This is a genomic window from Streptomyces sp. NPDC001599, assembly GCF_042893535.1.
Classification (GTDB): Bacteria; Actinomycetota; Actinomycetes; order Streptomycetales; family Streptomycetaceae; genus Streptomyces.
Map to the genome: position 1 here is coordinate 94,456 of NZ_JBIAVA010000020.1, position 23,892 is coordinate 118,347.

Annotated in this window: 19 protein-coding genes and 1 tRNA gene; 8 read left to right on the top strand and 12 right to left on the bottom strand. The window is 73.8% G+C overall.

Translation table 11 applies throughout. The annotated features are described in order from the left end of the window. Positions 1–236: 236 nt before the first annotated feature. From ispD to ACFYZ3_RS34265, 6 genes are all read left to right on the top strand, one after another. Positions 237–1,049, top strand: a complete 813-nt coding sequence (gene ispD, locus ACFYZ3_RS34240; RefSeq protein ID WP_388526103.1) for a 2-C-methyl-D-erythritol 4-phosphate cytidylyltransferase — start codon at positions 237–239, stop codon at positions 1,047–1,049. Further along, complete coding sequence (gene ispF / locus ACFYZ3_RS34245) at positions 1,039–1,554, top strand: 2-C-methyl-D-erythritol 2,4-cyclodiphosphate synthase (RefSeq protein ID WP_388526106.1); 516 nt, start codon at positions 1,039–1,041, stop codon at positions 1,552–1,554. Before ispD ends, ispF begins: the two co-directional genes overlap by 11 nt. A gap of 183 nt (positions 1,555–1,737) precedes the next feature. After that, positions 1,738–3,138 carry a cysteine--tRNA ligase gene (cysS, locus tag ACFYZ3_RS34250; protein ID WP_388526109.1) on the top strand — a complete coding sequence of 467 codons (1,401 nt, stop codon included), beginning with the start codon at positions 1,738–1,740 and terminating at the stop codon, positions 3,136–3,138. A gap of 132 nt (positions 3,139–3,270) precedes the next feature. Next, positions 3,271–4,215, top strand: a complete 945-nt coding sequence (gene rlmB, locus ACFYZ3_RS34255) for a 23S rRNA (guanosine(2251)-2'-O)-methyltransferase RlmB (RefSeq protein ID WP_356864798.1) — start codon at positions 3,271–3,273, stop codon at positions 4,213–4,215. A gap of 117 nt (positions 4,216–4,332) precedes the next feature. Beyond that, the gene (locus ACFYZ3_RS34260) at positions 4,333–6,066 is read left to right on the top strand and encodes a DoxX family membrane protein (RefSeq protein WP_388526112.1); all 1,734 of its coding nucleotides are present in this window, start codon (positions 4,333–4,335) and stop codon (positions 6,064–6,066) included. Between the two features lie 180 nt (positions 6,067–6,246). Beyond that, entirely contained in the window at positions 6,247–7,458 is a 1,212-nt protein-coding gene (locus ACFYZ3_RS34265) for a lipase family protein (RefSeq protein WP_388526115.1), read from the top strand. Between the two features lie 40 nt (positions 7,459–7,498). On the opposite strand, the gene ACFYZ3_RS34270 is transcribed toward ACFYZ3_RS34265, so the two are convergent. The 3 genes from ACFYZ3_RS34270 to msiK form a co-directional block, all read right to left on the bottom strand. Beyond that, on the bottom strand, positions 7,499–8,236 hold the full coding sequence (locus ACFYZ3_RS34270) for an NDP-sugar synthase (RefSeq protein WP_388526118.1): 738 nt from the start codon (positions 8,234–8,236) through the stop codon (positions 7,499–7,501). Between the two features lie 42 nt (positions 8,237–8,278). Then, entirely contained in the window at positions 8,279–8,734 is a 456-nt protein-coding gene (locus ACFYZ3_RS34275) for a hypothetical protein (RefSeq protein ID WP_109035804.1), read from the bottom strand. A gap of 222 nt (positions 8,735–8,956) precedes the next feature. Then, positions 8,957–10,093, bottom strand: a complete 1,137-nt coding sequence (msiK, locus tag ACFYZ3_RS34280) for a diacetylchitobiose ABC transporter ATP-binding protein MsiK (protein WP_011029527.1) — start codon at positions 10,091–10,093, stop codon at positions 8,957–8,959. Between the two features lie 218 nt (positions 10,094–10,311). Between msiK and ACFYZ3_RS34285 the strand changes: the two genes are divergently transcribed. Beyond that, positions 10,312–10,385: transfer RNA gene (locus ACFYZ3_RS34285), tRNA-Thr, on the top strand. Between the two features lie 73 nt (positions 10,386–10,458). Here ACFYZ3_RS34285 and ACFYZ3_RS34290 read toward each other — a convergent pair. The 9 genes from ACFYZ3_RS34290 to ACFYZ3_RS34330 form a co-directional block, all read right to left on the bottom strand. After that, on the bottom strand, positions 10,459–12,108 hold the full coding sequence (locus ACFYZ3_RS34290; protein ID WP_388526122.1) for an alpha/beta hydrolase: 1,650 nt from the start codon (positions 12,106–12,108) through the stop codon (positions 10,459–10,461). A 133-nt stretch (positions 12,109–12,241) separates the two neighbouring features. Then, positions 12,242–13,651 carry an NADase-type glycan-binding domain-containing protein gene (locus ACFYZ3_RS34295; protein WP_388526125.1) on the bottom strand — a complete coding sequence of 470 codons (1,410 nt, stop codon included), beginning with the start codon at positions 13,649–13,651 and terminating at the stop codon, positions 12,242–12,244. Next, positions 13,648–14,157, bottom strand: coding sequence for a phage tail protein (locus tag ACFYZ3_RS34300; protein WP_174855222.1), 510 nt, complete (start codon positions 14,155–14,157; stop codon positions 13,648–13,650). The genes ACFYZ3_RS34295 and ACFYZ3_RS34300 overlap by 4 nt, the downstream gene beginning before the upstream one ends. A 59-nt stretch (positions 14,158–14,216) precedes the next feature. Beyond that, positions 14,217–16,175 (bottom strand): putative baseplate assembly protein, encoded by a 1,959-nt coding sequence (locus ACFYZ3_RS34305; RefSeq protein WP_388526127.1) that lies wholly within the window; start codon positions 16,173–16,175, stop codon positions 14,217–14,219. After that, positions 16,175–16,627 carry a GPW/gp25 family protein gene (locus tag ACFYZ3_RS34310; protein ID WP_003974730.1) on the bottom strand — a complete coding sequence of 151 codons (453 nt, stop codon included), beginning with the start codon at positions 16,625–16,627 and terminating at the stop codon, positions 16,175–16,177. The genes ACFYZ3_RS34305 and ACFYZ3_RS34310 overlap by 1 nt, the downstream gene beginning before the upstream one ends. A gap of 34 nt (positions 16,628–16,661) precedes the next feature. Next, positions 16,662–18,596, bottom strand: a complete 1,935-nt coding sequence (locus ACFYZ3_RS34315; protein WP_388526130.1) for a VgrG-related protein — start codon at positions 18,594–18,596, stop codon at positions 16,662–16,664. Continuing rightward, complete coding sequence (locus ACFYZ3_RS34320) at positions 18,596–19,318, bottom strand: LysM peptidoglycan-binding domain-containing protein (RefSeq protein ID WP_003974728.1); 723 nt, start codon at positions 19,316–19,318, stop codon at positions 18,596–18,598. Before ACFYZ3_RS34320 ends, ACFYZ3_RS34315 begins: the two co-directional genes overlap by 1 nt. A gap of 28 nt (positions 19,319–19,346) precedes the next feature. After that, entirely contained in the window at positions 19,347–19,769 is a 423-nt protein-coding gene (locus ACFYZ3_RS34325; RefSeq protein WP_003974727.1) for a phage tail protein, read from the bottom strand. Positions 19,770–19,859: 90 nt separating this feature from the next. Next, positions 19,860–20,705 carry a hypothetical protein gene (locus ACFYZ3_RS34330; protein WP_388526134.1) on the bottom strand — a complete coding sequence of 282 codons (846 nt, stop codon included), beginning with the start codon at positions 20,703–20,705 and terminating at the stop codon, positions 19,860–19,862. Positions 20,706–20,748: 43 nt separating this feature from the next. Here ACFYZ3_RS34330 and ACFYZ3_RS34335 point away from each other — a divergent pair, with 43 nt between their 5' ends. Further along, positions 20,749–23,610, top strand: a complete 2,862-nt coding sequence (locus ACFYZ3_RS34335) for a hypothetical protein (protein WP_388526136.1) — start codon at positions 20,749–20,751, stop codon at positions 23,608–23,610. Positions 23,611–23,892: the final 282 nt, after the last annotated feature.

Consider the following 23,892-nt stretch of genomic DNA (forward strand, 5'->3'; position numbering starts at 1 on the left):
CTTTGCTGTCGCCGGGCGCTGCGGCATGTTCGTACCCGGACACCGTTTCCCGCATCCGGACGTCCGGATGCCGATGATCCTCGTACGCTCATCCCGGGAGGTTTCCCCCGGTCCTGGCGTGCCGGGCCCGGGCTGCTGGCTCGACCAGGGTCACGGAAGGGTCCGGTCAAGGCGTCGCGCCCGGCACGGTGAGGCCATACCCAACTAGGTCGAGCACACAAACCTGACAGGAACCGATGTCTGACGAATCGCGTCCCTCACCCGTCGAGACGCCTGCGGAGATGCCTGCGGAGACGTCCGCGGAGGCGTCCGCCGCGGGCCGTCCGCACGCCAGGACCGCCGCCGTGATTCCGGCCGCGGGCCGGGGGGTGCGGCTCGGCCCGGGTGCCCCCAAGGCCCTGCGGGCGCTGGGCGGCACTCCCATGCTCATCCACGCGGTCCGGGCGATGGCCGCCTCCCGCGCGGTCTCCCTCGTCGTGGTCGTCGCCCCGCCCGACGGCGCGGGCGAGGTCAAGAGCCTCCTCGACGCGCACGCGCTGCCCGAGAGGACGGACTTCGTCGTGGTGCCCGGCGGCGAGACCCGGCAGGAGTCGGTACGGCTCGGCCTGGACGCGCTGCCGCCCGAGTACGACATCGTCCTCGTGCACGACGCGGCCCGGCCGCTGGTGCCGGTGGACACGGTGGACGCCGTGATCGACGCCGTACGCGAGGGCGCGCCCGCGGTGGTGCCGGCCGTGCCGCTCGCCGACACCGTCAAGCAGGTCGAGCCCGCGGCGGTGCCGGGCGAGCCGGAGCCGGTGGTGGCGACCCCCGAGCGGGCGCGGCTGCGGGCGGTGCAGACCCCGCAGGGTTTCGACCGCGCGACGCTGGTGCGGGCCCACGGGACGGTGACCGACGACGTCACCGACGACGCCAGCATGGTCGAGCAGCTGGGGCTCGCCGTGGTGGTGGTGCCGGGCCACGAGGAGGCGTTCAAGGTGACGCGGCCGCTCGACCTGGTGCTCGCGGAGGCGGTACTGGCGCGCAGGAGGCTGAACGATGGGTTCTGAGGCGGGCGGGCAGGGGCAGCAGCAGCTGCTGCTGCCGCAGGTCGGGATCGGTACGGACATCCACGCCTTCGAGGACGGGCGTGAGCTGTGGTGCGCCGGGCTGAAGTGGGAGGGCGAGGGCACCGGGCTCGCCGGGCACTCCGACGCGGACGTCGTCGCGCACGCGGCGTGCAACGCGCTGTTCTCCGCGGCCGGGGCCGGGGACCTGGGGCAGCACTTCGGCACCGGGCGGCCGGAGTGGTCCGGGGCGTCCGGGGTGACGCTGCTGACGGAGGCGGCGCGGATCGTGCGGGCGCGGGGGTTCCGGATCGGGAACGTCGCGGTGCAGGTGGTGGGGGCGCGGCCGAAGATCGGCAAGCGGCGGGACGAGGCGGAGGCCGTGCTCTCGGGGGCGGTGGGGGCGCCGGTGTCCGTGTCGGGGGCGACGACGGACGGGCTGGGGTTCCCGGGGCGGGGGGAGGGGCTGATGGCGGTGGCCACGGCGTTGGTCGTGCGGGTGTCTTGAGCGCGGGGGTGGGCACCCCGCGTTGCCCGGCCGTGCAGGGCCCCGCCCCGCGCCCCGCCAGGGGCTCCGCCCCTGGACCCCGGCCTCTGCCCACCCGCCACCCGACTCGCGGGGACGAGAAGCGGCCCCAACAACGGGGTACGCGTGCCCCTGGCACTGCTCGGCGCCTACTACCCTGGACACGTGACTATTCGCCTGTACGACACCAGCGCCCGGCAGATCCGTGACTTCGCCCCCCTCACACCGGGCTGTGTCTCGATCTACCTGTGTGGTGCCACCGTGCAGGCCGCCCCGCACATCGGGCACATCCGGTCGGGGCTGAACTTCGACATCATGCGCCGCTGGTTCGCGTACCGCGGCTACGACGTCACGTTCGTCCGCAACGTCACCGACATCGACGACAAGATCATCTGGAAGGCGGCCGAGCAGAACCGCCCCTGGTGGTCCATCGGCTACGAGAACGAGCGGGCGTTCAACGACGCCTACGCCGCCCTCGGCTGCCTGCCGCCGACGTACGAGCCGCGCGCCACCGGCCACATCACCGAGATGGTCGAGATGATGCGCGGCCTCATCGAGCGCGGGCACGCCTACGAGGCCGAGGGCAACGTCTACTTCGACGTACGGTCCCTGCCGGGCTACCTGTCGCTGTCCAACCAGGACCTCGACGAGCTGCGCCAGCCCGCCGGGGAGGGCGAGACCGGCAAGCGGGACCCGCGCGACTTCGCCATGTGGAAGGCGGCCAAGCCCGGTGAGCCCAGCTGGGAGACGCCGTGGGGCCGGGGCCGGCCCGGCTGGCACCTGGAGTGCTCCGCGATGGCGCACAAGTACCTGGGCGAGGAGTTCGACGTCCACGGGGGCGGGATCGACCTGATCTTCCCGCACCACGAGAACGAGATCGCCCAGGCCAAGGGGTTCGGCGACGCCTTCGCCCGCTACTGGGTGCACAACGCCTGGGTCACCATGAGCGGCGAGAAGATGTCCAAGTCGCTCGGCAACAGCGTGCTCGTGAGCGAGATGGTCAAGCACTGGCGTCCGGTCGTCCTGCGGTACTACCTCGGCACCCCGCACTACCGCTCCACCATCGAGTACAGCGAGGAGTCCCTGCGCGAGGCCGAGTCGGCGTATGCGCGGATCGAGGGCTTCGTGCAGCGCGTCACCGAGCTGGCCGGCCACGCCGTCGAGCCCGCCGCCGAGGTGCCGCCCGCCTTCGCCGAGGCGATGGACGACGACCTGGGCGTCCCGCAGGCGCTCGCGATCGTGCACACCACCGTCCGGCAGGGCAACAGCGCGCTGGCCGCCGACGACAAGGACGCCGCCGTGGCACGGCTCGCCGAGGTGCGGGCCATGCTCGGCGTGCTGGGGCTCGACCCGCTGGACGCGCAGTGGGCCGGGGAGCAGGAGCAGGGCGAGGACCTGCGGCACGTCGTCGACAGCCTCGTACGGCTCGTGCTCGACCAGCGCGAGGGCGCGCGGGCGCGGAAGGACTGGGCCACGGCCGACGCCATCCGCGACCAGCTCGGGCAGTCCGGACTGGTCATCGAGGACAGCCCGCAGGGGCCCCGCTGGAGCCTCGGCTCCCGCTGACCCGGGTCCGGGTCCGTAGATCAACCCGTAGATCGATTGTGCCGCCCGGCCCTCCGGGCGGCACACTGCATAAGACGCACCACCACGCCAAGCACCACGCACACTCCCGTAGAGAGCGGAGACAGGTAACTCATGGCCGCGAACAACCGCCGCATGTCCGGCAAGAAGGGCGCGCAGGTCGGCAGCGGCGGCAAGCGACGCCGGGGCCTGGAAGGCAAGGGGCCGACGCCCCCCGCCGAGATGCGCAAGGGGCACGCCAAGCAACGCGCCGCCAACGCGAAGGCCCGTCGTACCACGGGCGGCCGCCCGCAGCAGCGGCGCGGCGGCGGCCGTTCGACGTCCGAGCTGGTCGTCGGCCGCAACCCGGTCTACGAGGCGCTGCGCGAGGGCGTGCCCGCCTCCACGCTCTACGTCCAGCAGTTCATCGACAACGACGAGCGGGTGCGCGAGGCTCTCCAGCTCGCCGCCGAGCGCGGTGGCATCAACCTCATGGAGGCGCCGCGTCCCGAGCTGGACCGGATGACCAACGGCCTCAACCACCAGGGGCTCGTGCTCCAGGTCCCGCCGTACGAGTACGCGCACCCCGAGGACCTGGTCGCCGCCGCCCACGACGAGGGCGCCGACCCGCTGATCGTCGCGCTCGACGGCGTGACCGACCCGCGCAACCTGGGCGCCGTCGTCCGCTCCGTCTCCGCCTTCGGCGGCCACGGCGTCGTCGTGCCCGAGCGGCGCGCGGCCGGCATGACGGCGGGCGCCTGGAAGACGTCCGCCGGTACGGCCGCCCGTACGCCGGTGGCCCGCGCCACCAACCTCACCCGGGCGCTGGAGTCGTACCAGAAGGCAGGCATCACGGTCGTCGGCCTCGCCGCCGACGGCGAGGCCGAACTCGGCGACCTGGCGGCCCTGGACGGGCCCGTGGTCATCGTCGTGGGCAGCGAGGGCAAGGGACTGTCGCGGCTCGTCGGCGAGACGTGCGACTTCCGCGTGCGCATTCCGATGCCGGGCGGGGCCGAGTCCCTCAACGCCGGTGTGGCGGCGGGGATCGTGCTGTACGAGGCGGCGCGTCGGCGCTCCTGAACAAGCGTTCGCCGTATAACCCAAACGGGGTGTTCGAGGCTGTCCGGACATGCTTGACGCGGTCCGGACAGATCGGGCCGGTCAAGGCAGTGTCCTAACGACACATCACTCGGTTAGATGAGTGTGGACACCAGAACACCCCGCACACCCACGGGGGACCGCTCGTCGGGATACGACGACGCTCCCGCGCTGAGCATGGTGAAGGTGCCGAGCGATCCGGCCCAGGTCATCGTCAACCACGCGAGCTTCCGCGTGCAGTTCGGTGCCTCCGCGCGGCGGACCCAGTCCCCGCGGATCGCGCGGCACCTGAGCGCCACCCAGGACCCCGCCCGCATGCCCGCCGCCCCGGGCCGCCGCCGCGCCGTCGTGTGGAGCGGGCGGTCCGACCCGGACGACACCGGCGCGCACCGGCTGCTCCAGGCGGTGCGGGCGGGAGCCGGCCACCACGCCGAGGACCCGGCCGCCGACCGCTCCGCCGACGCCGGAGCCACCCAGGTCATCCCCCGGGTCGACCTCGACGGCGGCCCCCTGGACTACGACGACGGCCCCGCGACCCAGACGCTGGAGACCCCCCTCGTCGGCGCCCAGCGCGGCCCGGTCCCCGAGGGCACCCGGCTGCTGCCCGCCATGCGCACCGTCGGCAGCGCCTACGACGAGCCGGCCTACGACGACTCCGCCTACGGCACGCAGGAGTTCGGGACCGGCCCCGACGGCTACGGCGACCGCGGCTACGGCGACGACGGCTACGACGAGGACACAGACGCGGGCGAGCCCCGCAGCAGGCGCCGCACCGACGACCCGGCGCGGCACGCCTACTTCCCCGGCCGCCGCATGAACCTCGGCGTCGTCCTGCTGCCGCTGCGCGTCTTCCTCGGTTTCATCTCCATCTACGCCGGCATGGGCAAGCTCTGCGACCCCGTCTACTTCGACGGCGGCGAACGCGGCTCCATGGTCAAGTGGCTGAACACCCTGCACCCCTGGGACGTCGCGGAGCCGCTGCGTCAGTTCGCCCTCGACCACCCGGTGGGCGCCGGGCTGGTCATCGCCTTCCTCCAGGTGCTGGTGGGCGTCCTGACCGTCCTCGGCTGCTGGCAGCGGGTGGCCGCGGTCATCGGCGCCACCCTGTCCGCCGCGCTCCTGGTCACCGTCAGCTGGAAGAGCGTCCCGGTCTACGACGCGCCCGACATCATCTACCTCGCCGCCTGGTCCCCGCTGATCATCGCCGGGGCCCCCGTCTACTCCGTGGACGGCAGGCTCGCGGGCAGCGCCTGGCGCCGGCTCGGCCCCCGCTCCGACATCTGGGACCTGCGCCGCTACGTCCTGCGCCGCGGCGCGCTCATCACCTTCCTCGTCGCCGGTGTCACCCTCCTCGTCGGCTCGGTCCTCGGCGGTGCCGTCCGGGACGCCGACCGCGTGGTCGTCCCCGGGCCCGGCGAGTCCCCGCGCAACGAACTGCCCGGCTCCCCGCTCCCGCAGGACCCCGGCACGCGGGGACCGAAGACCTCGTCCCCGGAGGCCTCCGCCTCACCGACCCAGGGCGCCACCAGCGGCGCGTCCAGCCCCGCCGAGGACTCCGCGACCACCCCGGGAGCGACCCGCGACGGCAGCGGCACCACCACCGGCGGCGGTACACCGACCCAGACCCAGGGCACCACGGGCCAGGCCCCGCCCCGGCAGTCGTCCCCGGCCGAGCAGGCGCCGAGCACCACGGCCGGGCCGACCGCGGGCGGCACCTCGTCCGGCGGCAGCGGCAGCGGGGGCTCCACCGGCGGCACCGGCAGCGGCGACGGCGGCGACTCGTCCTCCACCGGCGAGCCGGGCGGCCGCCTGGTGGGCGGCCTCCTGGGCTAGGCCGACCTGTGCGCGTCCCGCTCCCGGTGACAACCAGGCGCGGGGCGCGTGCTGTTGGAAGGCGGGCGACCGCAGGGGGTGGGGCATCCGCATCCCCTACGGACTCCGAGGGGTTTTCCCCCGTACGGCCCGGGGGGTCGCTCCATGTTCCGGCCGATCGGCCGACGGCAAGATCCAGCTATGACTTTACGGCGAACAAGAATCCGGATTGTGGCTGGTGCGGCGGTCCTCGGCAGTGTGTCCGCCCTGGTGGCTCCGGCCTCGGCGGCGGCCGGCTCCCACAGCGAGCGGGCACAAGGCGGGGCCGTCGTCTCCGTCGAGCAAGCGGCCGATCTCACCGCGGAGGAAGTGGCCGGGGAACTCCAGGGAAAAATAGACACGTCCCAGGTCCGCTACGGCGTGACCGCCTACCGGGTCACCTACCGCACCACTGACAGCTCGGGCACCCCCACGACCGCGAGCCAGCTCGTCGTCCTGCCCAAGAACAGGGCGCGCCACCTGTCCACCGTCTCCTGGCTGCACGGCACCACCGTCTACCGCAAGGACGTCGCCTCGGAGAATCCGGAGTCGAACGACCGGCTTGTCGCCCTGCTGTTCGGCTCGACCGGGCGGGCCGTTTCGGCGCCCGACTACGTGGGCCTCGGCTCGGGCGAAGGCTTCCACCCCTACGGTGACCCCAGGGCCACCGTCGCGGCCTCGGTGGACGGTCTGCGCGCGGCCCGGACACTCGCCCACCGGAACGGCCGGGAGCTGAAGCGGAAGGTTCAGGTCAGCGGGTTCTCGCAGGGCGGCCCCGCGACCATGCTGGTGGGCCGGGCGCTTCAGCAGGAGGGCGCCGACCGCTACTTCGGACTGGGGGCACTCGCCCCGGTCAGCGGCCCCTACAACCTTTCGGCCTTCGAGGCCGCCGCGGCCGACGACAAGATCGCCAAATCCGGCATCTACCTCGCCTACTTCGTCACCGCCTGGAACAAGATGTACGGCCTCTACACGTCGCCCGGTGACGTCTTCCGCTCCCCCTACGACAGCAAGGTGGAGGGTCTCTTCGACGGCCATCACACCGCCGGGCAGATAGTCAGCGAGCTCCCCGCGGCCTCCAAGGACCTGTTCACCGAGGACTTCCTGAACAAGATCCGCAAGCCCGAGGGTGTCCTGAAGGACAGACTGCGCCCGATGGACAACACGTGCGACTGGCGGCCGAACGTACCGGTGGAGATCTTCCACGGCCGGGGCGACAAGGACGTCGACTTCAGTCACTCGGCGTACTGCGCGGACCAGTTGACGAGGAACGGCGCTGCTCCCCGGCTGACCGATGTCGGCGACTACGACCACAACGGATCGGTGCGGCAAGCCCTGCCCTCGGTCATCAGGTTCTTCGACGACAAGGCTTGAGGGGCAGCCGAGCCGCGCTTCCGTAGCCTGACGGGCCCTCTCAGCGGCCGCTCGGTGCCGCCAGTTCCCGGGCCGCCTCCGTGAGGTCCTTCGCGGTGTCGATCGCGCGCCAGTAGGAGCCCTGGGGGATCGGGAAGCCGGCCAGGCGGTTCTCGCGGGCCAGGCGGGGGAACGTGGTGCGCTCGTGGTCGCCGCGTTCCGGGAGCATCGCGGCGAACTCCGGCGAGAAGACGTACACGCCCGCGTTGATCTCGAAGGTCGACGGCGGCGCCTCGATGAAGTCGGTGATGTGGCCGAAGCCGTCCGTCTGCACGGCGCCCCACGGCAGCCGCGGGCGGGCCAGGGCGAGGGTCGCGACGGCGTCCCGCTCGGCGTGGAAGTCGGCCATGTCGCGCAGCGAGAAACGGGTCCAGATGTCGCCGTTGGTGGCGTACCAGGACCGGTCCGGGTGCGGGAGGTGGGCGGCGGCGTACCTGAGGCCGCCGCCTCGGCCCAGCGGCTCGGTCTCCACGACGGTGGTGACGGAGAGCGGCAGGTCGGCGCTCTCCAGCCACTTCTGGAGCACCTCGGCCAGATGACCGCAGGAGACCACGACGTCGGTGACGCCCTCCTCTGCGAGCCAGGCGAGCTGATGGCCGATGATCGGAGTCCCGGTGCCCGGGATCTCGACCATCGGCTTGGGCCGGTCGTCGGTGTAGGGGCGCAGCCGGGAACCCTGCCCGCCGGCCAGGACGACGGCTTGAACGGGGCGGCGGGACGCGGCGTTCGGATCGGTCATGCCCGAACTGTACGCGGCGCCCCACCGGCCCCCGCGGGGCGCTCAGCTGTGCGCGGCCAGGACGCCCGAGGCGAAGGCGGTGTCGCAGACGGGGCGGGCGTAGGACTGGGCACGCGTGGGGCCGTAGACCTTCACCGCGGCGCGGCCGAGGGCGCGGGCGATGGTCGCGCAGTGGTCGGCCAGCGACGGGCGCTCGTTCACCGCCTGCTGGAGGTGGGTCAGCGCGACGCCCGGGTCCTCCTCCTGCAACTCGGTCAGCAGCCGGTCGCGCAGCACCTCGTGCGGGGCGCGGGCGGCGCGGGCGGAGGACGCCTTCGGCGAGGTGGCCTCCGACGCGGCGAGCACCGAGTCCGAGGGGTCCCCGGACCAGTTGACCCGGGTGACCGCGAGAGTCCCGGAGAGCACCAGGACGACGGGCAGGACGAAGGCGAGAGAGCGGCCGATCCGGCGGGCGGGGCCCCGGCCGCGTCGCGTCTGTCGGGTGGTGGAGTGCTTCACGGAGTGCTTCACGCGAGTGAGGGTAGCGCCCGGTAATGATTTGGCGACATTTAGTCACCCTTTCGGGGGATGAAGAGCGGCCGTGAACGGGATAGGAGATTGACGAACAACGGTCGAAACGTCCGTTGTGCCGGGGTATTTGTCGACAACGAAAAGTGCCCCGCAGCAGGCCGCGGGGCACTTTTCGTCAACGCGGGTGAAATCACCCGGTCGCGTGGTTTCTCAGTCGGTGAGGCGCTCGCCCGTGGAGGACGAGAACACGTGGATCTCGCCCGGACGCGGCACCACGTGGACGGTCGCGCCCTTCTCCGGCACCGCGCGGCTGCTGACGCGGACCACGAGGTCCTTCGTCTCGCCGCCGACCTCGACCGTGCCGTAGATGTAGCCGTCGGCGCCGGTCTCCTCCACGACGTTCACCGAGACCGCGAGTCCGGCCGGGGCGTCCGCCGAGTCCTTCGACAGGGTCTTGGCCGCGCCACCGTTCAGCTCCACGACGTCGAAGTGCTCCGGGCGGACACCGACGGTGACCGTGCGGTCGCCCTTGTCGGAGGCGGCCTTCAGGGCGTCGCGGTTGACCGGGACGACGCTGTTGCCGAACTTCACGCCGCCGTCGGTGATCGGGACCTCGACCAGGTTCATGGCCGGGGAACCGATGAAGCCGGCGACGAAGAGGTTCGCGGGCTTGTCGTACATGTTCCGCGGGGAGTCGACCTGCTGGAGCAGACCGTCCTTGAGGACCGCGACGCGGTCGCCCATCGTCATGGCCTCGACCTGGTCGTGGGTGACGTAGACGGTGGTGATGCCCAGGCGGCGCTGGAGCGAGGCGATCTGCGTACGGGTGGAGACGCGGAGCTTGGCGTCCAGGTTGGACAGCGGCTCGTCCATGAGGAACACCTGCGGCTCACGCACGATCGCGCGGCCCATCGCCACACGCTGGCGCTGACCGCCGGAGAGCGCCTTCGGCTTGCGGTCCAGGTACTCGGTGAGGTCGAGGATCTTCGCGGCCTCCTCGACCTTCTGCCGGATCTCCGCCTTGTTGACGCCGGCGATCTTGAGCGCGAAGCCCATGTTGTCGGCGACCGACATGTGCGGGTACAGCGCGTAGTTCTGGAACACCATGGCGATGTCCCGGTCCTTCGGCGGCAGGTGCGTCACGTCGCGGTCACCGATGCGGATGGCGCCGCCGTTGACGTCCTCGAGCCCGGCGAGCATCCGGAGCGAGGTGGACTTGCCACAACCGGACGGGCCGACCAGGACGAGGAACTCGCCGTCCGCGATGTCGATGTCGAGACCGTCGACGGCGGGCTTCGTGGAACCCGGGTATACGCGGGTCGCCTTGTCGAACGTAACAGTGGCCATGGTGAAGGGCCCCCTTCTACCGGCAGGAACGTGCCGGACGATCCGTTGTAGGAAGGTGGTGGTGTAGTCCACACGGGTGAAGCTGAGCAGGACGGTACCCGGCGTTCACCTGATCTGTCAGTAGCTGGGAGTCTGTGAATTCCGCCGAAATTTTCGAATCACATCGTTCACCGCCCCTGTGTAGAGTGGAGCCGCCTGCGCGCGCCCGACGCGCGCGTGCCTCCTTAGCTCAGCTGGTCAGAGCGCCGCTCTTGTAAAGCGAAGGTCGTCGGTTCGAATCCGACAGGGGGCTCCGCAGCCGGCACGCCGACGCCCCCGCGATCCGAGATCGCGGGGGCGTCGGCGTGGGGCCGGGGTCCTGGGTGCTATTTGCCTTCCGGCAGGGGTTCCGCCTCGCAGACCGTGCCGGGTTTCGGGAGGGTGCCGTTCAGCAGATAGGCGTTGACGGCGTTCTGGACGCAGGTGTTGCCGCTGTCGTAGGCGCCGTGGCCCTCGCCCTCGTACGTCAGCTCGACGCCCACCTTCTCGCCGAGGCGCTGCGCCATGCGGGCGGCGCCCTCGTAGGGGGTGGCGGGGTCGCCGGTGTTGCCGACGAGGAGGACGGGGGGCGCGCCCGGGGCACTGACCTCGGGGTGCCGGGCGGCTCCGGGGACCGGCCAGCCGTCGCAGGACAGGGTGCTCCAGGCGAGGCCGGGGCCGAAGAGCGGGGAGGCCTCGAGGAAGTCCGGCAGGCGGGACAGGACGTCCGCGACGGTGTAGCGGCTGCTGGAGTCGTCGCAGGTGATGGCCCTGAAGGCGTCGTCCTCGTTGCTTTCCTCGTCGGTCGTGTCGTCGGTGGCGTCGTCGTCCGTGTCGCCGCCCGTGCCGTGCTGGCCGAGGGCTTCGGCGAGGTCGTGCAGGACGTCGCCGTCGTCGTCGGCGGCGGCTTCCAGGCCGACCCGGAGCGCGGGCCAGTAGTCCTGCCGGTAGAGGGCCCCGGTGACGGCCGCGACGAGGGCGTCGCCGTCGAGTTCGCCGTCGTCCGGGGTGGGCAGCGGGGTGTCGTCCAGGGCCGCTTCGAGGCCGACGACGAGGTCCACGACGTCCTCGGCGTCGTCGCCCAGTGTGCAGCCCTGGCGGGCGCACCAGGCGGCGAAGTGCTCGAAGGCGAGCTGGAAGCCGCCGGCCTGGGCGAGGGCTTCCTCCATCATGTCGTGGGTGGGGTCGACGACACCGTCGAGTACGGCGCGGCCGACGTGCCGGGGGAACAAGTGGGCGTAGACGCCGCCGAGTTCGGTGCCGTAGGAGATGCCGAGGTAGTGGAGCTTCTCGTCCCCGAGGACCTGTCGCATCAGGTCCATGTCCTGGGCGGCCTGGGTGGTGCCGACGTAGGGGAGGACGTCGCCGGAGTTCTTCTCGCAGGCGGCCGCGGTCTCCCGGTTGAAGCGGACGAGTGCGTTGGTCTCGTCGCCCCCGTCGTCGGGGATGTTGTCGATCTCGTCCTCGTCGGGGAGGCCGGCGTCCAGGCAGCGCACGGCGCCGCTGTCGCCGACGCCGCGCGGGTCGAAGCTGACGAGGTCGTAGCGGGTGCGGAGTTTCTCGTAGTCGGCGGCCAGGCCCGGAAGGGTGGCGACGCCGGAGCCGCCGGGGCCGCCGAAGTTGAAGAGCAGGGAGCCGATCCGCTCGTCCGGAGCGCCGCTGGAGCGGGCCCGGATCAGTGCGAGGTCCATGGACTCGCCGGAGGGGTTCATCCAGTCCAACGGCGTGCGCAGGGTGGCGCACTGCCACCGGGTGCCGTCGGGGAGCGCCGCGGGTGCCTCGCCGCCGCCCTGGGCGGGGGAGGGGGCGGGGCAGGCCTTCCAGTTGAGGGACTGGTCGCGGAGCTTGGTCAGGGCCTGCGCGTCGGTGGTGGTGCCGCCGGTGTCGCCTTGCCGGTCGCCGTCCGGGTCCGTGGGCGCGCAGGCCGCGAGGGAGGAGGCGAGCAGGGTGGCCGTGGACAGCAGGACGGCGGTGGATATCGCTCGTGCTGTGGGCATGGCCTCAGCCTCTGGCGGCCCGGCGCGAGACGCATGGTGTGGCGTCCGTTCGGGTGGGACGCGGCTGATACGGGGTGGGCGCGGGGCCCCGCCGGTTTCGGGACGACGTCTCGTGGCGGGGCCCCGGGTGGGGTCAGGAGGAGCGGTTGGCGCTGGAGGGACCGAAGAACTCGATCTCGGAGATGGCCACCTGCTTCTTGGCGGACGCCGCGTGGGCGGACTCGATGGTGAAGCGGACCTTGGTGACCTCGCCGACGCGGAACGGGCGTCGCTGGCCGCCGGCGCCCTGGTCCAGGGTGAGGTCGCGGGTCTTGACCGACCCGTCCTTCATGGTGATCGTCGCCTTGACGCGGTGCGGCAGGGCCGACTCCCGCAGCTTGTCGGCGCGGGTGGAGACACCGGGGGTGATGATCACGTCGAGCAGCCGGGTCGGCTCGGTGAAGGTGGCCTCGACCCACTGGCCCTGGCCGGACTCCGTGATGCCCGGCCCCCACCAGGTGTTGCTGAGCTTGTCGATGAGGAGCTCGGGATTGTGGCCGGGGAAGGAGCGCGAGGCCTTGATGCCGTCCGGGGAGACGGGGGCGCGCTTGGCGAAGTGGTCGCGGGTGTTCTGGACGCCGTCGGGGATGTACATGAAGCCGAGGACGACCAGGGTGGCCACGACGACGACGGTGATCCAGGTGCCGATGCGGTCGAAGACGCGGCGCAGGCGGGGACGGTCGCCGGCCCACGGGGTCTCCTGCCGCCGCCCGCCGAAGAGCCGGCGCCACCACGGGGCCCGCACGGAGGCCTGGTCGCCGCTCGCGACCAGGGGCATGGCGCAGCGGGCGCAGTAGTGGCGGTCGGGGCGGTTGGGGGTGGAGCACCACGGGCAGGGCGGGCCGTTGGCGATGTCCGGCTGGTGGCCGGGGGCGCGGACCTGCGGGCGGTCCGCGTCGGGGCGGCCGGGCAGGACGGGGGCGACGGCCGGGGGCGCCGCCGGGGCGGGTGCCTCGGGGTCGGCGACGGGGACGAGGAGCGAGCGGGCCCGGTCGGACATGGTGTCGGTGAGCGCGTTCGGGGCGGGCGCGGAGGCGGCGGCGGAGGGCACCGGGGCGGTGGGGGCGGTCTCTTCGGTGCCGGGCGCCGGGCGGGCGGCGGCTCCCGCGGCGTCGTCCGGGCCCGCGGCACCTCCCGCGCCGTGGGCCGCGGCGCCCGGGGAGTTCCCCGTGCCGGGCGTGTCCCCGGTGGTGGCCGCGGCGTCTCCGGCCGGGCTGTCCGCGGCGCCGGCCGTACGGCGCTGCTGGGGCAGCGTCGGGTTCTCCCCGATGGCGCCGGCCGGTTCGTCGGCGGGTGCCGTGGCCGGGCGGCCGGTGCGGGCGGGGGGCACGCCCGCGCCCGCGAAGGCGTCGAAGCCGGGGCGCTGGTCGGACGTGGCGGCGGCGGGCCGCGCGGTGCGGGCGGCACCGGCCTGGTCCCAGCTGAGTACGGCGCCGCACGCGTCGCAGAAGGACTGGCCCGGTTCCGCGGGGGTCCCGCACTCGGCGCAGTTCTGCGTGGTCATCTCTCCGGGGTCCTTTCGGAGGCGGTCACTTCGACCGTGTAGGGCATGTGGGCGGGGCGGGCGGCGGCGACGAGGGCGTCCAGCCGGTGGACGTCGACGGGCCTGGGTTCGGGCAGCCGGAGCGCGACGTGCAGCTGCGGGCGGGGGCGGCCGGGGAACGGGCCGAGCGGCCGGGCGTTCCAGGCGGCGCCGCCGCTCTCGGTGATCTCCGGCGCGACACCGAAGGCGAGCCGGACGGTCTCGGACAGGCCTTGCAGCGTGCCGCGTACGCGGTGCAGCCGGGCGGCGGCGGCGACGGCGGCGCGCAGCATGGGTTCGGCCTCGGTGCCGTCGGTCTCCGCGCCGACCCAGGTACCGAGCCACTGCGCGAAGTCCGCCGGGGTGAGGGCGGGGTCGAAGTAGGTGTCCAGGCAGTCCAGGACGTTCAGGATGGGTGCGAGGACGTCGTCGAGCCCGGCGACGAAGCGCAGCGCGAGGTCGTCGTCGGCGAAGACGGCCGGCAGCATTGACGCGATGGGCAGCGACGAGCCGAGTCCGTCGACGGAGCCCCGCTGTGAGGCGGGCTTCACGCGCTGTCCCCGATCACGCGGACCCGGTGGTCGTAGGAGAAGACCAGGGCGGGTGCGTCGAGGTCGATGCGGTTGGTGGGGTCGCCGCGCTTTCCGGTGAGGGGGTCGGCCGGGTGCAGGACGACCTCGTCGACGAGTTCGACGCCGGGGACGCGCTGGAGGACGGCGAAGAGTTCACCGGTCTGCACGGGGCGTCCGAAGGGCCAGCCCTTGCCGTCGGAGCCGCCGGTGAGCGGGTCGAGGTGGCGGTAGAGGGCGTCGTGGGTCTGCCGGCGCACGCGGTCGGCGTCGACGTCGCGGAAGGCGTGCACGGTGGCGACGACGGTGACGCCCTGGTAGTAGGGCGGGCCGACGGCGAGCCGGGTGCCGATCAGGCGGCGTTCGTCGAGGTGGCGGGTGATGCGGTTCAGCAGGGCGTCGCCGGGGACGAGTTGCTCGAAGCGCAGGCGCCCGCCGGGGTCCGGGACGGCCTGGGGGACGACGAGGACGCGGACGGCGTGGGCGCCGTACTCGTTCTCCGCGCCCTCCAGGCAGGTGATGCGGGCGGTCTCGGGGGCGGCGCGGCGGGCGAGTTCCTCGTAGTCGCGCAGGGTGACGGCGCGTTCCTGGGCGCGCAGGGTGATGGGCGCCCGCAGCTTGGCCTCCTCGATGGTCTCGCCGTCGACACCGCCGAGGGCGGCCTCGCGGTTGACGACCTCGGAGACGTACGGGATGGAGGTGCGCAGCACCTGTACGGCGCCGCGGGCCACGTTGCCCGCCCTGCCCCCGCCGGTGCGGTAGCGGCGGGCGCGGACGACGGCGCCCTTGGGCGGGACGGCACCGTACTGGCGCAGGGTGCCGTCGGCCTCGCGGACGGCGGGGCCGAAGGCGATCTCGCCGGTGGTGGCGTCGACGGTGATGTGGTGGTCGTCGGGGTGGGAGCCGGAGAAGTGCGGGACGACCTGCCAGTCCTGCCAGCCGTCGTCGGCGGCGGTCTGGAGGAGGACGGACGGCTCACCGGCGACGATGGGGGCGTGTTCGAGCCTCAGCCGCTGGCCGGGCAGGCCGGTGGACTCGCCGAGGGGCTCGTCGAGGACGGTCTCGGCGTGGATGGAGCCGGTGGTGCCGCCGATGGTGTAGGCCTCGGCGGAACGGATGGTCGGCGAGGTGGTGTAGAAGGGCTGGCCGCTGAGCGGTTCGGTGACCCGGCAGCGGATCCAGCCGGCCTCGTGGCCGCCGTTGCGGGACAGCACGTGGCCGCCGGGTATGTGGAGCACGACGTCGCCGGGGCGGTTGAGACCACCGGTGCCGTCGCGGTCGACCTCGCAGGGCTGCCAGCCGTCCTCGGTCCAGGCCTCCCAGACCAGCGGCGGCTGGCGCGGGTCGACGCCGACGCCGTCGACGCGGCTGTCGAGTTCGAGCGCGAGCGCGCAGTCCGGGACGGCGGCGCTGAGACCGATGAGCATGCAGTCGCCGGGGCCCGGCGCCTCGGCGAAGCACATCACGTCCTTGCTCTCGGCGAGGTCCGTGGTGCGGTCGCTGACGGCTTCGCCGCGGACCTGCGTCACCAGGCGGTCCATCGCGCACGGGACGATGCGCAGGTCGTGCTCGGTGGCGAAGACGACGGCCTCGTCGCGTTCGGTGCGCAGGGTGGCGACCTCGGTGCCGACCGGGACGAGGATCGTGTCCTCCTGCGGCGCGGACAGCCAGAAGGTCACGTCCGTGCGCGCGGCCGACGGCGGGAAGAGCGTGATGCCGACCAGGTCCAGGAAGGCGAGGTGGTTCTTGTCCGGGACCCGGTTGAGCCGGTAGACGATCTGGTCGGCCATGTGGGCCACCGTCTCGACGAGCGTGACACCGGGGTCCGAGACGTTGTGGTCGGTCCACTCCGGGGCGCGCTGCTGGATGTAGCGCTTGGCATCGTCGACGAACTGCTGGAAGCGGCGGTCGTCGAGGTTGGGAGAGGGCAGGGGCATCAGCGGTCGCTTTCGGGAGAGCCCGGGAGGCCGGCCGGCGCGTCGGGGAGGTCGGGCTCGTCGTGGGAGGGGATGACGTAGAACGGGAAGACGAGGCTGCGCGGGTTGTTGGTCCCGCGGATCGAGTAACGGACGTCGATGAAGAGGACGTTCTGTTCCTCGCCGGTGGTGACGTCGACGTCGTGGACCTCGATGCGTGGTTCCCAGCGGTCCAGGGTGACATACACCTCGTGCTGGATGCGGCCGGCCGTCTGCTCGTTGACGGGGGCGAAGACGAGGTCGTGGATGGCGCAGCCGAACTCGGGGCGCATCGGCCGCTCCCCGGGCGCGGTGGCGAGGATGAGCCGCATGGCCTCCTCCACCTCCTGCTCGCCGCTGACGAGGGCGATCCCGCCGGTGGGCCCGATGCGCAGGGGGAACGACCAGCCGGAGCCGACGAACTGTTCGGCCATCAGAGAGCAACCTGCCTTCCTCGGAAACGCTTCGTCACAGGCCCGGCACGGGGATGGTCGCGACCTTGAAGATGGGGGTCTTGACCTCGAAGGTCGCGCCGATGACCCTCGTCATGACGGAGTTGATCTGTACGTTGACGGTGCCGGAGATGGTCGTCGCGGCCCCGGCGCTCAGCGTCGCGGCGCCGGCCGCGCCCAGGTTCAGGGCGCCTCCCGCGTTGACCCCTACCACGCCCCCGCTGCGCATGTTGATCATGCTGCCGCCCTGGATGCTGAGGGGGCCGCCGCTCTTGATGGTCAGGGAGCGTCTGGCGCTCAGCGACAGGTCGGTGCCCGCGTCCACCGACACCGAGCGGCTGCCGGTGATGCTGACGGAGCCCTTGCTGTCGACGGTGATCTCGGTCTTGGTGCGGTCGAGGTTGATGGTCAGCTTGTCGTTGCCGCTGGCGATCCGGACACCCTGCTTGCGCCCGCCGGTGCGCTGGCTGAGCAGGTCGACCCGGTTGCCCTGGCGGTCGGACAGGGTGTGCCGCACGGCCTTCTTCTTCAGGCCGTCGTGCAGCGGCACGTCGCTCTTGGTCGGCACGTCCCGGCCGTTGTAGAGGCCGCCGATCACGAACGGGTGGTCCAGCGCCCCCCGGTCGAAGGCGACCAGCACCTCGTCACCGACGTCCATGGGGAAGATGCCGCCGCCCGCCACGCCGCCCATCTGGACGCTGCGCGCCCAGTCGCTGACGTAGGTGTCGTCCAGCCACGGGAACTGCAGCTTGACCCTGCCCTGCTTGAGGGGGTCCTGCACGTCGGTGACGATGGCGTTGGCGACGCTGGGCAGCCGGGTGGCGCTCGCCGGGTCCGAGCCGCCGCCGCCGCCCGAGGCGAGTCCGTACAGGGAACGCCACTGGCGTCCGCTGACCGTGATCCAGGACTCGTAGGCGACGCCGTCGCCGAAGTGGTGACGTACGGAGGTGACGGTGTACTTGCCCTCGAAGGGGGTGCCGACGTCCGAGAGCGCGACGGGGACTCCGGGCCGCAGGTCGGGGTGGCCGTTGGCGGCGACCTCCAACTCGGAGAAGGAGGCGGTGACGTCGGAGGCCAGGGCCTTCGCGGCGTTCTGCACCTCGTCCTGCTTGTCGTACGGGTTGGCGGTCTCGACGAGTTTGCCGGGCTTGAACTTGCCGGCGGCCGTGCCGGGCGTCCACTTGATGCTGATGCCGGGGTCGGTGGTGGCCGGCGCTATTTCGGTGATCTTCTTCTTGGTGGTGACGTTCCAGCCGCGCGACTCGACCTTGCCGATCTGGTCGGCGGCGGTGACGGCGGCCCGCAGCCGCAGGATGTCGTGGCCGGCCTGGAGGACGAAGGCGCTCTGGTCGCCGTCCGTGTTCGGCGAGGGCGCTCCGGCCGACGGCTTGGGCGTGACGAACCGGAACTTCCCCTTGGAGTCCAGGTACATGATCATCTTGTTCTCGTCGGCCAGCCGGGCGAGGAAGTCCCAGTCGGTGACGTTGGGCTGGGCGATGAACGCGTAGGTGCCCTTGGTCGGCTGGATGCGGCCGACGGAGACGCCGTCCATCTGTACGAGCTTGCGGGCGATGTCGGAGGCCTTCTGGTTGCGGTACGCGGCCACGCGGCGCTGGCGCATCAGCCGGTGCCCGTAGTCGTAGCCGCGGATGACGGTGAAGCTGCCGGTGCCGTCGTAGTCGGTCTCCAGGCCGGTGACCTCACCGGTCAGCAGGGGGTTGTTCTTGCCCTGCCCGTCGGCGATCGGCGTGATGACCACCTTGGTGCCGAACTGCACGTTCAGGTCGCCGAGGAGCTTGTGGTAGGGGTCGCGGAAGGTGAGACGGAACGCCGCCGGCACGTTGACGCCCTGGTCGACCCAGCCGTCGGTGAGCATCGGGGCGATGGTGTCGGGCAGCTTGGCGCCGCCGATCTTCACCTCGACGATGCTGGAGAAGGAGGGACGCACCATCAGTGAGGCACCTCCTCGGTGGCAGGCAGGATGAGTTCGGTACCGGTCGGCAGGTGGGACGGGTCGTCGATGCCGTTGGCCTCGGCGATCACCCGCCACGCGTTGGCGCTGCCGTACTCGCTCCAGGCCAGCGACTGGAGCGAGTCCCCCGCGACGACTCGGTGCACGCGCTGGGCGGTGAGGGCGCCGGAGGTCGGGTTCTGGTTCGGGGTCGGGCCGGGAATCTCCACCAGGCCCATCTGGCAGGTGGCGCGGATGGGGACGCCGGCGGTGCCGAAGAGCGTGTACTGGGTCTCGATGGAGGCGACGTAGGCGTTGAACCGGGCGGTGGAGAACGAGCCCCACTCGAAGATCACCCAGGGCGGGGACGGCTGCTTGGCGGCCAGGCTCTTGGCGGTGACCTCGCAGCAGATCAGCAGCGACTCGACCTTCTTCATCACGGTGTTGCCGCCGGGCTTCATGGAGGAGTCCAGGAAGATCTCCAGGGTCATCTCCCGCGGCTCGGCGCCCATGAACTGCGGCTTCGCGGCCTTCCGCACGGCCGCCGTCGGGGTCGCCTTCCACTGGGAGCGCTGACTGATCGAGAGCTGCGCCGGGTTGAACTCGAACGGGAACCGCTTGATCAGCCCACCGGGCGAGGTGGACTTGCCGGTGGGCGGCTCGTGGATGGCGAGGTTGGCGCGTACGAGGCTCTTGCCGGCGCCCTTGCTGCTCTTGGCCATGGTTCTTCCTCTCTGCTCCGCGGCGCCGTCAGTCCGTGAACCCGTGGTGGGCTATCTCCAGGACCTCGTTGGCCACGGACGCGCTGCCGGGGTCGAGGCTGGGGCCCTGCCAGCTGACGGGCAGGACGTCGATCAGCCCCCAGCGGGCGACCAGCGACCCGTCGGCGCGCAGGGCGGAGATCTGCGCGGTGGGCCGCTGGATGCCGGTCTGCACGGACGAGATCCACTTGGCGACCTTCGCCGTGTCCGGGGTGAGGGGGCGGGTCAGCCGGATGTTGGAGTAGGTGACGCGGGTGGGCAGCTGCCAGACGAAGCCGTTGTTGCCGCCCTCCTGGCGCTGCTCCACCTCGACCTGGGTCGACAGGCCCTCGCACCCGTTGAAGTAGCCGAGGCTCTCGCCGTCGATGGCGAGGCTGAACCAGATGGAAGAGCCCGGGTCCTTACGGGTCATCGGGGGTCGACCTTTCTTGTCGGGGAACGGTGGCGGGCGGGCGTGGCCCTCGGGGCGGTCCGGCCGTCCGGCGGGGCCGGTGCGGTCCGGTCAGCGCGGGTCGCGGAGTCTGCCGATCCGTTCGCGGTCCATACGCAGTTCGGTGCGGACGAGACGGGTGACGCGGCCGATGATCCGGTGCACCAGTTCGTCGAGCTGGAAGTCGGTGAGGTCACGCGGGTCGAACCCGCCTTCGGGGACCGCCGTGTACGCGGGCGGGGGACCCCCGGGGGGCGGTGCGCCCGCGCCCGCCTCGTACGGCGGCGGTGGGTCGCTGTACGGGGGCGGCGGCTCGTCCGGGCCGGGCCGGGACGACGGGGGGTCCAGCCGGGTCAGGTTGTCCACCACGGTGGCGGCCGTGGCGGAGGCCAGGGCGGCGGTGGTGTGTGCGGTGCGGCGGGAACGGCGGAAGGAGAACCGCTGGACCGGCGGCAGGTCGCCGGACACGGCGCCGACCGGTGCCGTGTCCGGCGTGGTGTCCGGCGTGGTGTCCCCGGGTACCGCCTGCGTGGCGACGGGCATCTCGGGCCGGGCCGCCGACGGCCGGGGCGGTGTGAGCGGGGCCACCGGGAGCGGGGCGCCGGTAGCGGAACCGTGGGACACGGGCTTGCGCAGGGGTACGGCCTTGGCGGGCGCGCGCTGGACGACGGGGGGCGTGGACCCGCCGCCACCGGGCAGCGGCCCAGGCGTGAGGTGCGGCGCCGCCGGGGGCGTTGCCGTGGCGGCGAAGGGCGGTACGGCGGGCGCGGTCAGGGCGGCGAAGGGCGGTGCTGCGGGCGTGCTCGGGGCCGCGAAGGGCGGCGTCGCGGGCGTGGCGGTGGTCGTGGTCGTGGTCGTGAAGGGCGGTGCCGCGGGCGCGACGGCCAGGGCCGTGGCCCGCTGGACGGGCGGGGGCACGTGAGCCCCGGTCGTGGAGGGCGCGGGAGCCGGGGACCGCGTGGTGAGCGACGTGGTGTCGGACGGGGGCGCGGACAGGGGCGCGCCGAGCGGAGAACGACGCGCGGGCGCCCCGGCCGGCCCCGCCGGGGCGGCGGTGGACGCCGGTGCCGGTGCCGGCGCCGGTGACTGCGCCGCTGTCGGTGCCGGTGTCACGGCCGGACGTACGGCGCCGACCGGGCCGGACGACATGGGCGCGCCGAGCCCCGGACGCCGCGCGGCCGCGCTGCGCTGCACGGGGGCCGCCGGGGTGGCCGGCTTCCCGGTCTCCGGCCGGGACAGCGGTACGGCGGGGGTGGGCGCGGTACGGGTACCGGCCGTGGCGGGCGAGGCGGGTGCGGTGACCGTGGTCGCGGGGCTCGGTTCGGTCGGTGCCGGTGCCTCCGCCGGGGTCGCCGCTGTTGCCGGTGTCGCCGGTGTGGCGGTGGGCGCGATCGGTCCGTCGGTCCGGCGCTCCGGCGCCCGTTGGACCGGCGGTCCCGGTACGGCCCCCGGTTGGGCCGGGGACGGCTGCACGGGTCGCGACGGCTGGGCGGCCGACGCCCGGCGCTGGACGGGGGGCAGGCCGGCAGGGGGCGCGGGAACGCCGGGTGCGGCCGCCGAGGGCCCCCGGCCTCCGGCGGCGTCGCCGGTGCCGGTGCCGGTGTGTCGTGCGGTGGACGGTGCCGCCGTGTCGCCGCCGGGCCCGGGGGCCGGGGCGATCGGGGCCGCGGTCCGCCGGGCCGGGGGACCGGCCGTGGGACCGTCGGCCGGTGACACGGCTCGCTGGACCGGGGGACCGGCGGGGGCGGCTCCAGCCGAGGACGAGGCCGACGGCGAGGACGAGGGTGATGACGAGGCCGACGGCGCCGCTGTGCCGCCGGTGGGCGGGGTGCCGGTGCCGGTGCCGGGCGCCGGGTCGGTGGCGGGCCGGGACTCCGCCCGGCGCACCGGGGCCTCGCCCCGCCCCGCGTCCGAGGTGCTGCCGGATGAGGGCGTGACCGGACGCGCGGGGGCGCTGGACCCCGACTCGGGCTGCGGGACCGCCCGTTGCACCGGGGCGCCGGTCGTCGTGGTCTCCGGCGAACCGGTCCTGCGGTCACCGGCGGAGGCGGGGCGGTCCGGCTGCCCGGCGGCCCGCCGGGTGGCGGGTGCGGCGTTGCCCGCCGGGGGAGTCGTGCCGCCGTCCGTGCGGCGTACGGCACGCTGCACCGGCGGCGTCGAGGCCGTGGCGCCGCTGCCCGCCGGTGCGGATGCCGGGCTGTCGCCGGGGCGTACGGCGGGCCGCCGGGCCGGGGCTGCGGACGCGGGGCCGTTGCCCGGAGCGTCGGTCGGCGTGGGGCCGGACGGCTGTGCGGCGGCGCGCTGGACCGGCGGGGTGCCGGGTGCGGTGGCGCGGCCGGCCGGTGCGGAGGGCGACGGGCCGCTGTCGCCGGACGGTCGTGCGGTGGCCCGTTGGGCGGGTGGGGCGGTGGACGTGGTGCTGTCGCCCGGGGTGGTGGCAGCCGGATTGCCGCTGTCGGGGGATGCGGGGGTTCCACGCACCCCCCGGGTGTCCGCCGCGGCGCCGCTGCCGGCCGGTGCGGTCGCCGGGTTGCCGCTGCCGGGCTGCGCCGGGGAGCCGGACGGGCGGGTGGCGGCGCGCTGGACCGGGGGCGTGCCGGGTGCGGTGCCGCTGTCGGCCGGTGCGGGGGCCGGTGGGTTGCCGCTGCCGGACGGTCGTGCGGTGGCCCGCTGGACGGGCGCGGTGCGGTTGTCCGGTGTGGCGGGCGCCGGGCTGCCGCCGCCGGGGCGCGGGGTGCCGCCGCGTCGTGCCGGGGCGTCCGGTGCGGGGCTGGACGGGCGGGCGGCGGCGCGCTGGACCGGCGGTGTGCCGGAGGCGGAGCCGCGGTTCGTCGGTGCGGGGGGCGGCGGGTTGCCGCTGTCGGACCGCTGCGCGGTGGGCAGTTGGGCAGGCGTGCTGCTGTTGCCCGGTGCGGCGCCGGACGGCCGGGCGGCGGCGCGCTGGACGGGCTTGGGGCCGGACGCGGTGCCGCTGTCGGCCGGTGCGGAGGCCGACGGGCTGCCGCCGCCGGACGGTCGTGCGGTGTGCCGTTGGACGGGCGTGGTGCTGTTGCCCGGTGCGGGGCCGGACGGCCGGGTGGCGGCGCGCTGGACCGGCGGGGTGCCGGACGCGGAGGGGTCGCCCGCCGGTGCGGGGGCTGCCGGGCTGCCGCCGGGCTGCCGTACCGGGGCAGCCGGTGCCGTGGCGTCGTCGGACGTCCCCGGGGCCGGTGTGGTCCCGGGCGCGGGTACCGCCCGCTGGACGGGCGCACCGGTCGGTGCGGGCGCCGGAGCGACAAAACCGTGGGCCGGAGAGGCGTCCCCCGCCGGTGCCGAGCCGGGGTCCGCTCGGTCGGCGTCCGCCGACGAGGGCGCCGCGCCCGTGCCGGAGGACGCCGGGGCGGCTGCCGTGGTCCGGCGGCTCGCGGGCAGGGCCCGGCGCTGCACGGCAGGCGATCCGGACGGGGCCCTGGTCAGTGACTGCCGCGGGCGCGGGGCGGCGGGCGGCGCCGGCACCGGGGTCACCCGGACCCCGCGGGAGGGCTGGGCCGGCGTACTCGCAGGCGCGGCGGACGACGCCGTCGCGCCGGAACGCGCCCGCTGGACCGGCGTGGCCGCGGGTGCGGTCGGCGAGGTGCTCGCCGCCGGTGCCACCGACGGCGTGGGACGCGAGGAAGACGTACCCGACGCACCACCGCGCGCCCTCGGGGCGGAACCCGTGGGCGCGGTCGGTGCCGTGGCCGTGGCCGGTGCGTCCGCCGGTATCGCGCGCAGCGGTGCGACCGGCATCCGCTGCACCGGCGGCGGGCCGCCCGGGCGGGCCAGGGGCGTGGACGAGGTCTGACGGGCCGACGAGTCAAAGGCGCCGGACAGCAGGCTGTCGCCGGCCGCCGGGTTGAGTACCGCCGGGGACGGCGCCCCGGTGAACGACGGGTCCTGCCACGTCGGGAGGCGGCCGCCGAAGGCCGCGTCCGCGACCCCCGTGCGGTCCGCTCCCGTGGCGCGCTGGATCGGCGGCAGGCCCGTCCAGGCCGCGACGGCCACGGGCGCGGATGCCGCACGTCCGCCCGCGCCCGGGTCCGGGTCCGGACGCGAGCCGGTGTCCGCGGGCGGACCCGTCTGCGTG

Bases quoted from the DNA above. Each gene is read 5' to 3' on its own strand.
- ispD (WP_388526103.1), top strand. From the start codon at position 237: ATGTCTGACGAATCGCGTCCCTCACCCGTCGAGACGCCTGCGGAGATG.
- ispF (WP_388526106.1), top strand. From the start codon at position 1,039: ATGGGTTCTGAGGCGGGCGGGCAGGGGCAGCAGCAGCTGCTGCTGCCG.
- rlmB (WP_356864798.1), top strand. From the start codon at position 3,271: ATGGCCGCGAACAACCGCCGCATGTCCGGCAAGAAGGGCGCGCAGGTC.
- ACFYZ3_RS34260 (WP_388526112.1), top strand. From the start codon at position 4,333: ATGAGTGTGGACACCAGAACACCCCGCACACCCACGGGGGACCGCTCG.
- ACFYZ3_RS34265 (WP_388526115.1), top strand. From the start codon at position 6,247: ATGACTTTACGGCGAACAAGAATCCGGATTGTGGCTGGTGCGGCGGTC.
- ACFYZ3_RS34270 (WP_388526118.1), bottom strand. From the start codon at position 8,236: ATGACCGATCCGAACGCCGCGTCCCGCCGCCCCGTTCAAGCCGTCGTC.
- msiK (WP_011029527.1), bottom strand. From the start codon at position 10,093: ATGGCCACTGTTACGTTCGACAAGGCGACCCGCGTATACCCGGGTTCC.
- ACFYZ3_RS34290 (WP_388526122.1), bottom strand. From the start codon at position 12,108: ATGCCCACAGCACGAGCGATATCCACCGCCGTCCTGCTGTCCACGGCC.
- ACFYZ3_RS34295 (WP_388526125.1), bottom strand. From the start codon at position 13,651: ATGACCACGCAGAACTGCGCCGAGTGCGGGACCCCCGCGGAACCGGGC.
- ACFYZ3_RS34300 (WP_174855222.1), bottom strand. From the start codon at position 14,157: ATGCTGCCGGCCGTCTTCGCCGACGACGACCTCGCGCTGCGCTTCGTC.
- ACFYZ3_RS34305 (WP_388526127.1), bottom strand. From the start codon at position 16,175: ATGCCCCTGCCCTCTCCCAACCTCGACGACCGCCGCTTCCAGCAGTTC.
- ACFYZ3_RS34310 (WP_003974730.1), bottom strand. From the start codon at position 16,627: ATGGCCGAACAGTTCGTCGGCTCCGGCTGGTCGTTCCCCCTGCGCATC.
- ACFYZ3_RS34315 (WP_388526130.1), bottom strand. From the start codon at position 18,596: ATGGTGCGTCCCTCCTTCTCCAGCATCGTCGAGGTGAAGATCGGCGGC.
- ACFYZ3_RS34320 (WP_003974728.1), bottom strand. From the start codon at position 19,318: ATGGCCAAGAGCAGCAAGGGCGCCGGCAAGAGCCTCGTACGCGCCAAC.
- ACFYZ3_RS34325 (WP_003974727.1), bottom strand. From the start codon at position 19,769: ATGACCCGTAAGGACCCGGGCTCTTCCATCTGGTTCAGCCTCGCCATC.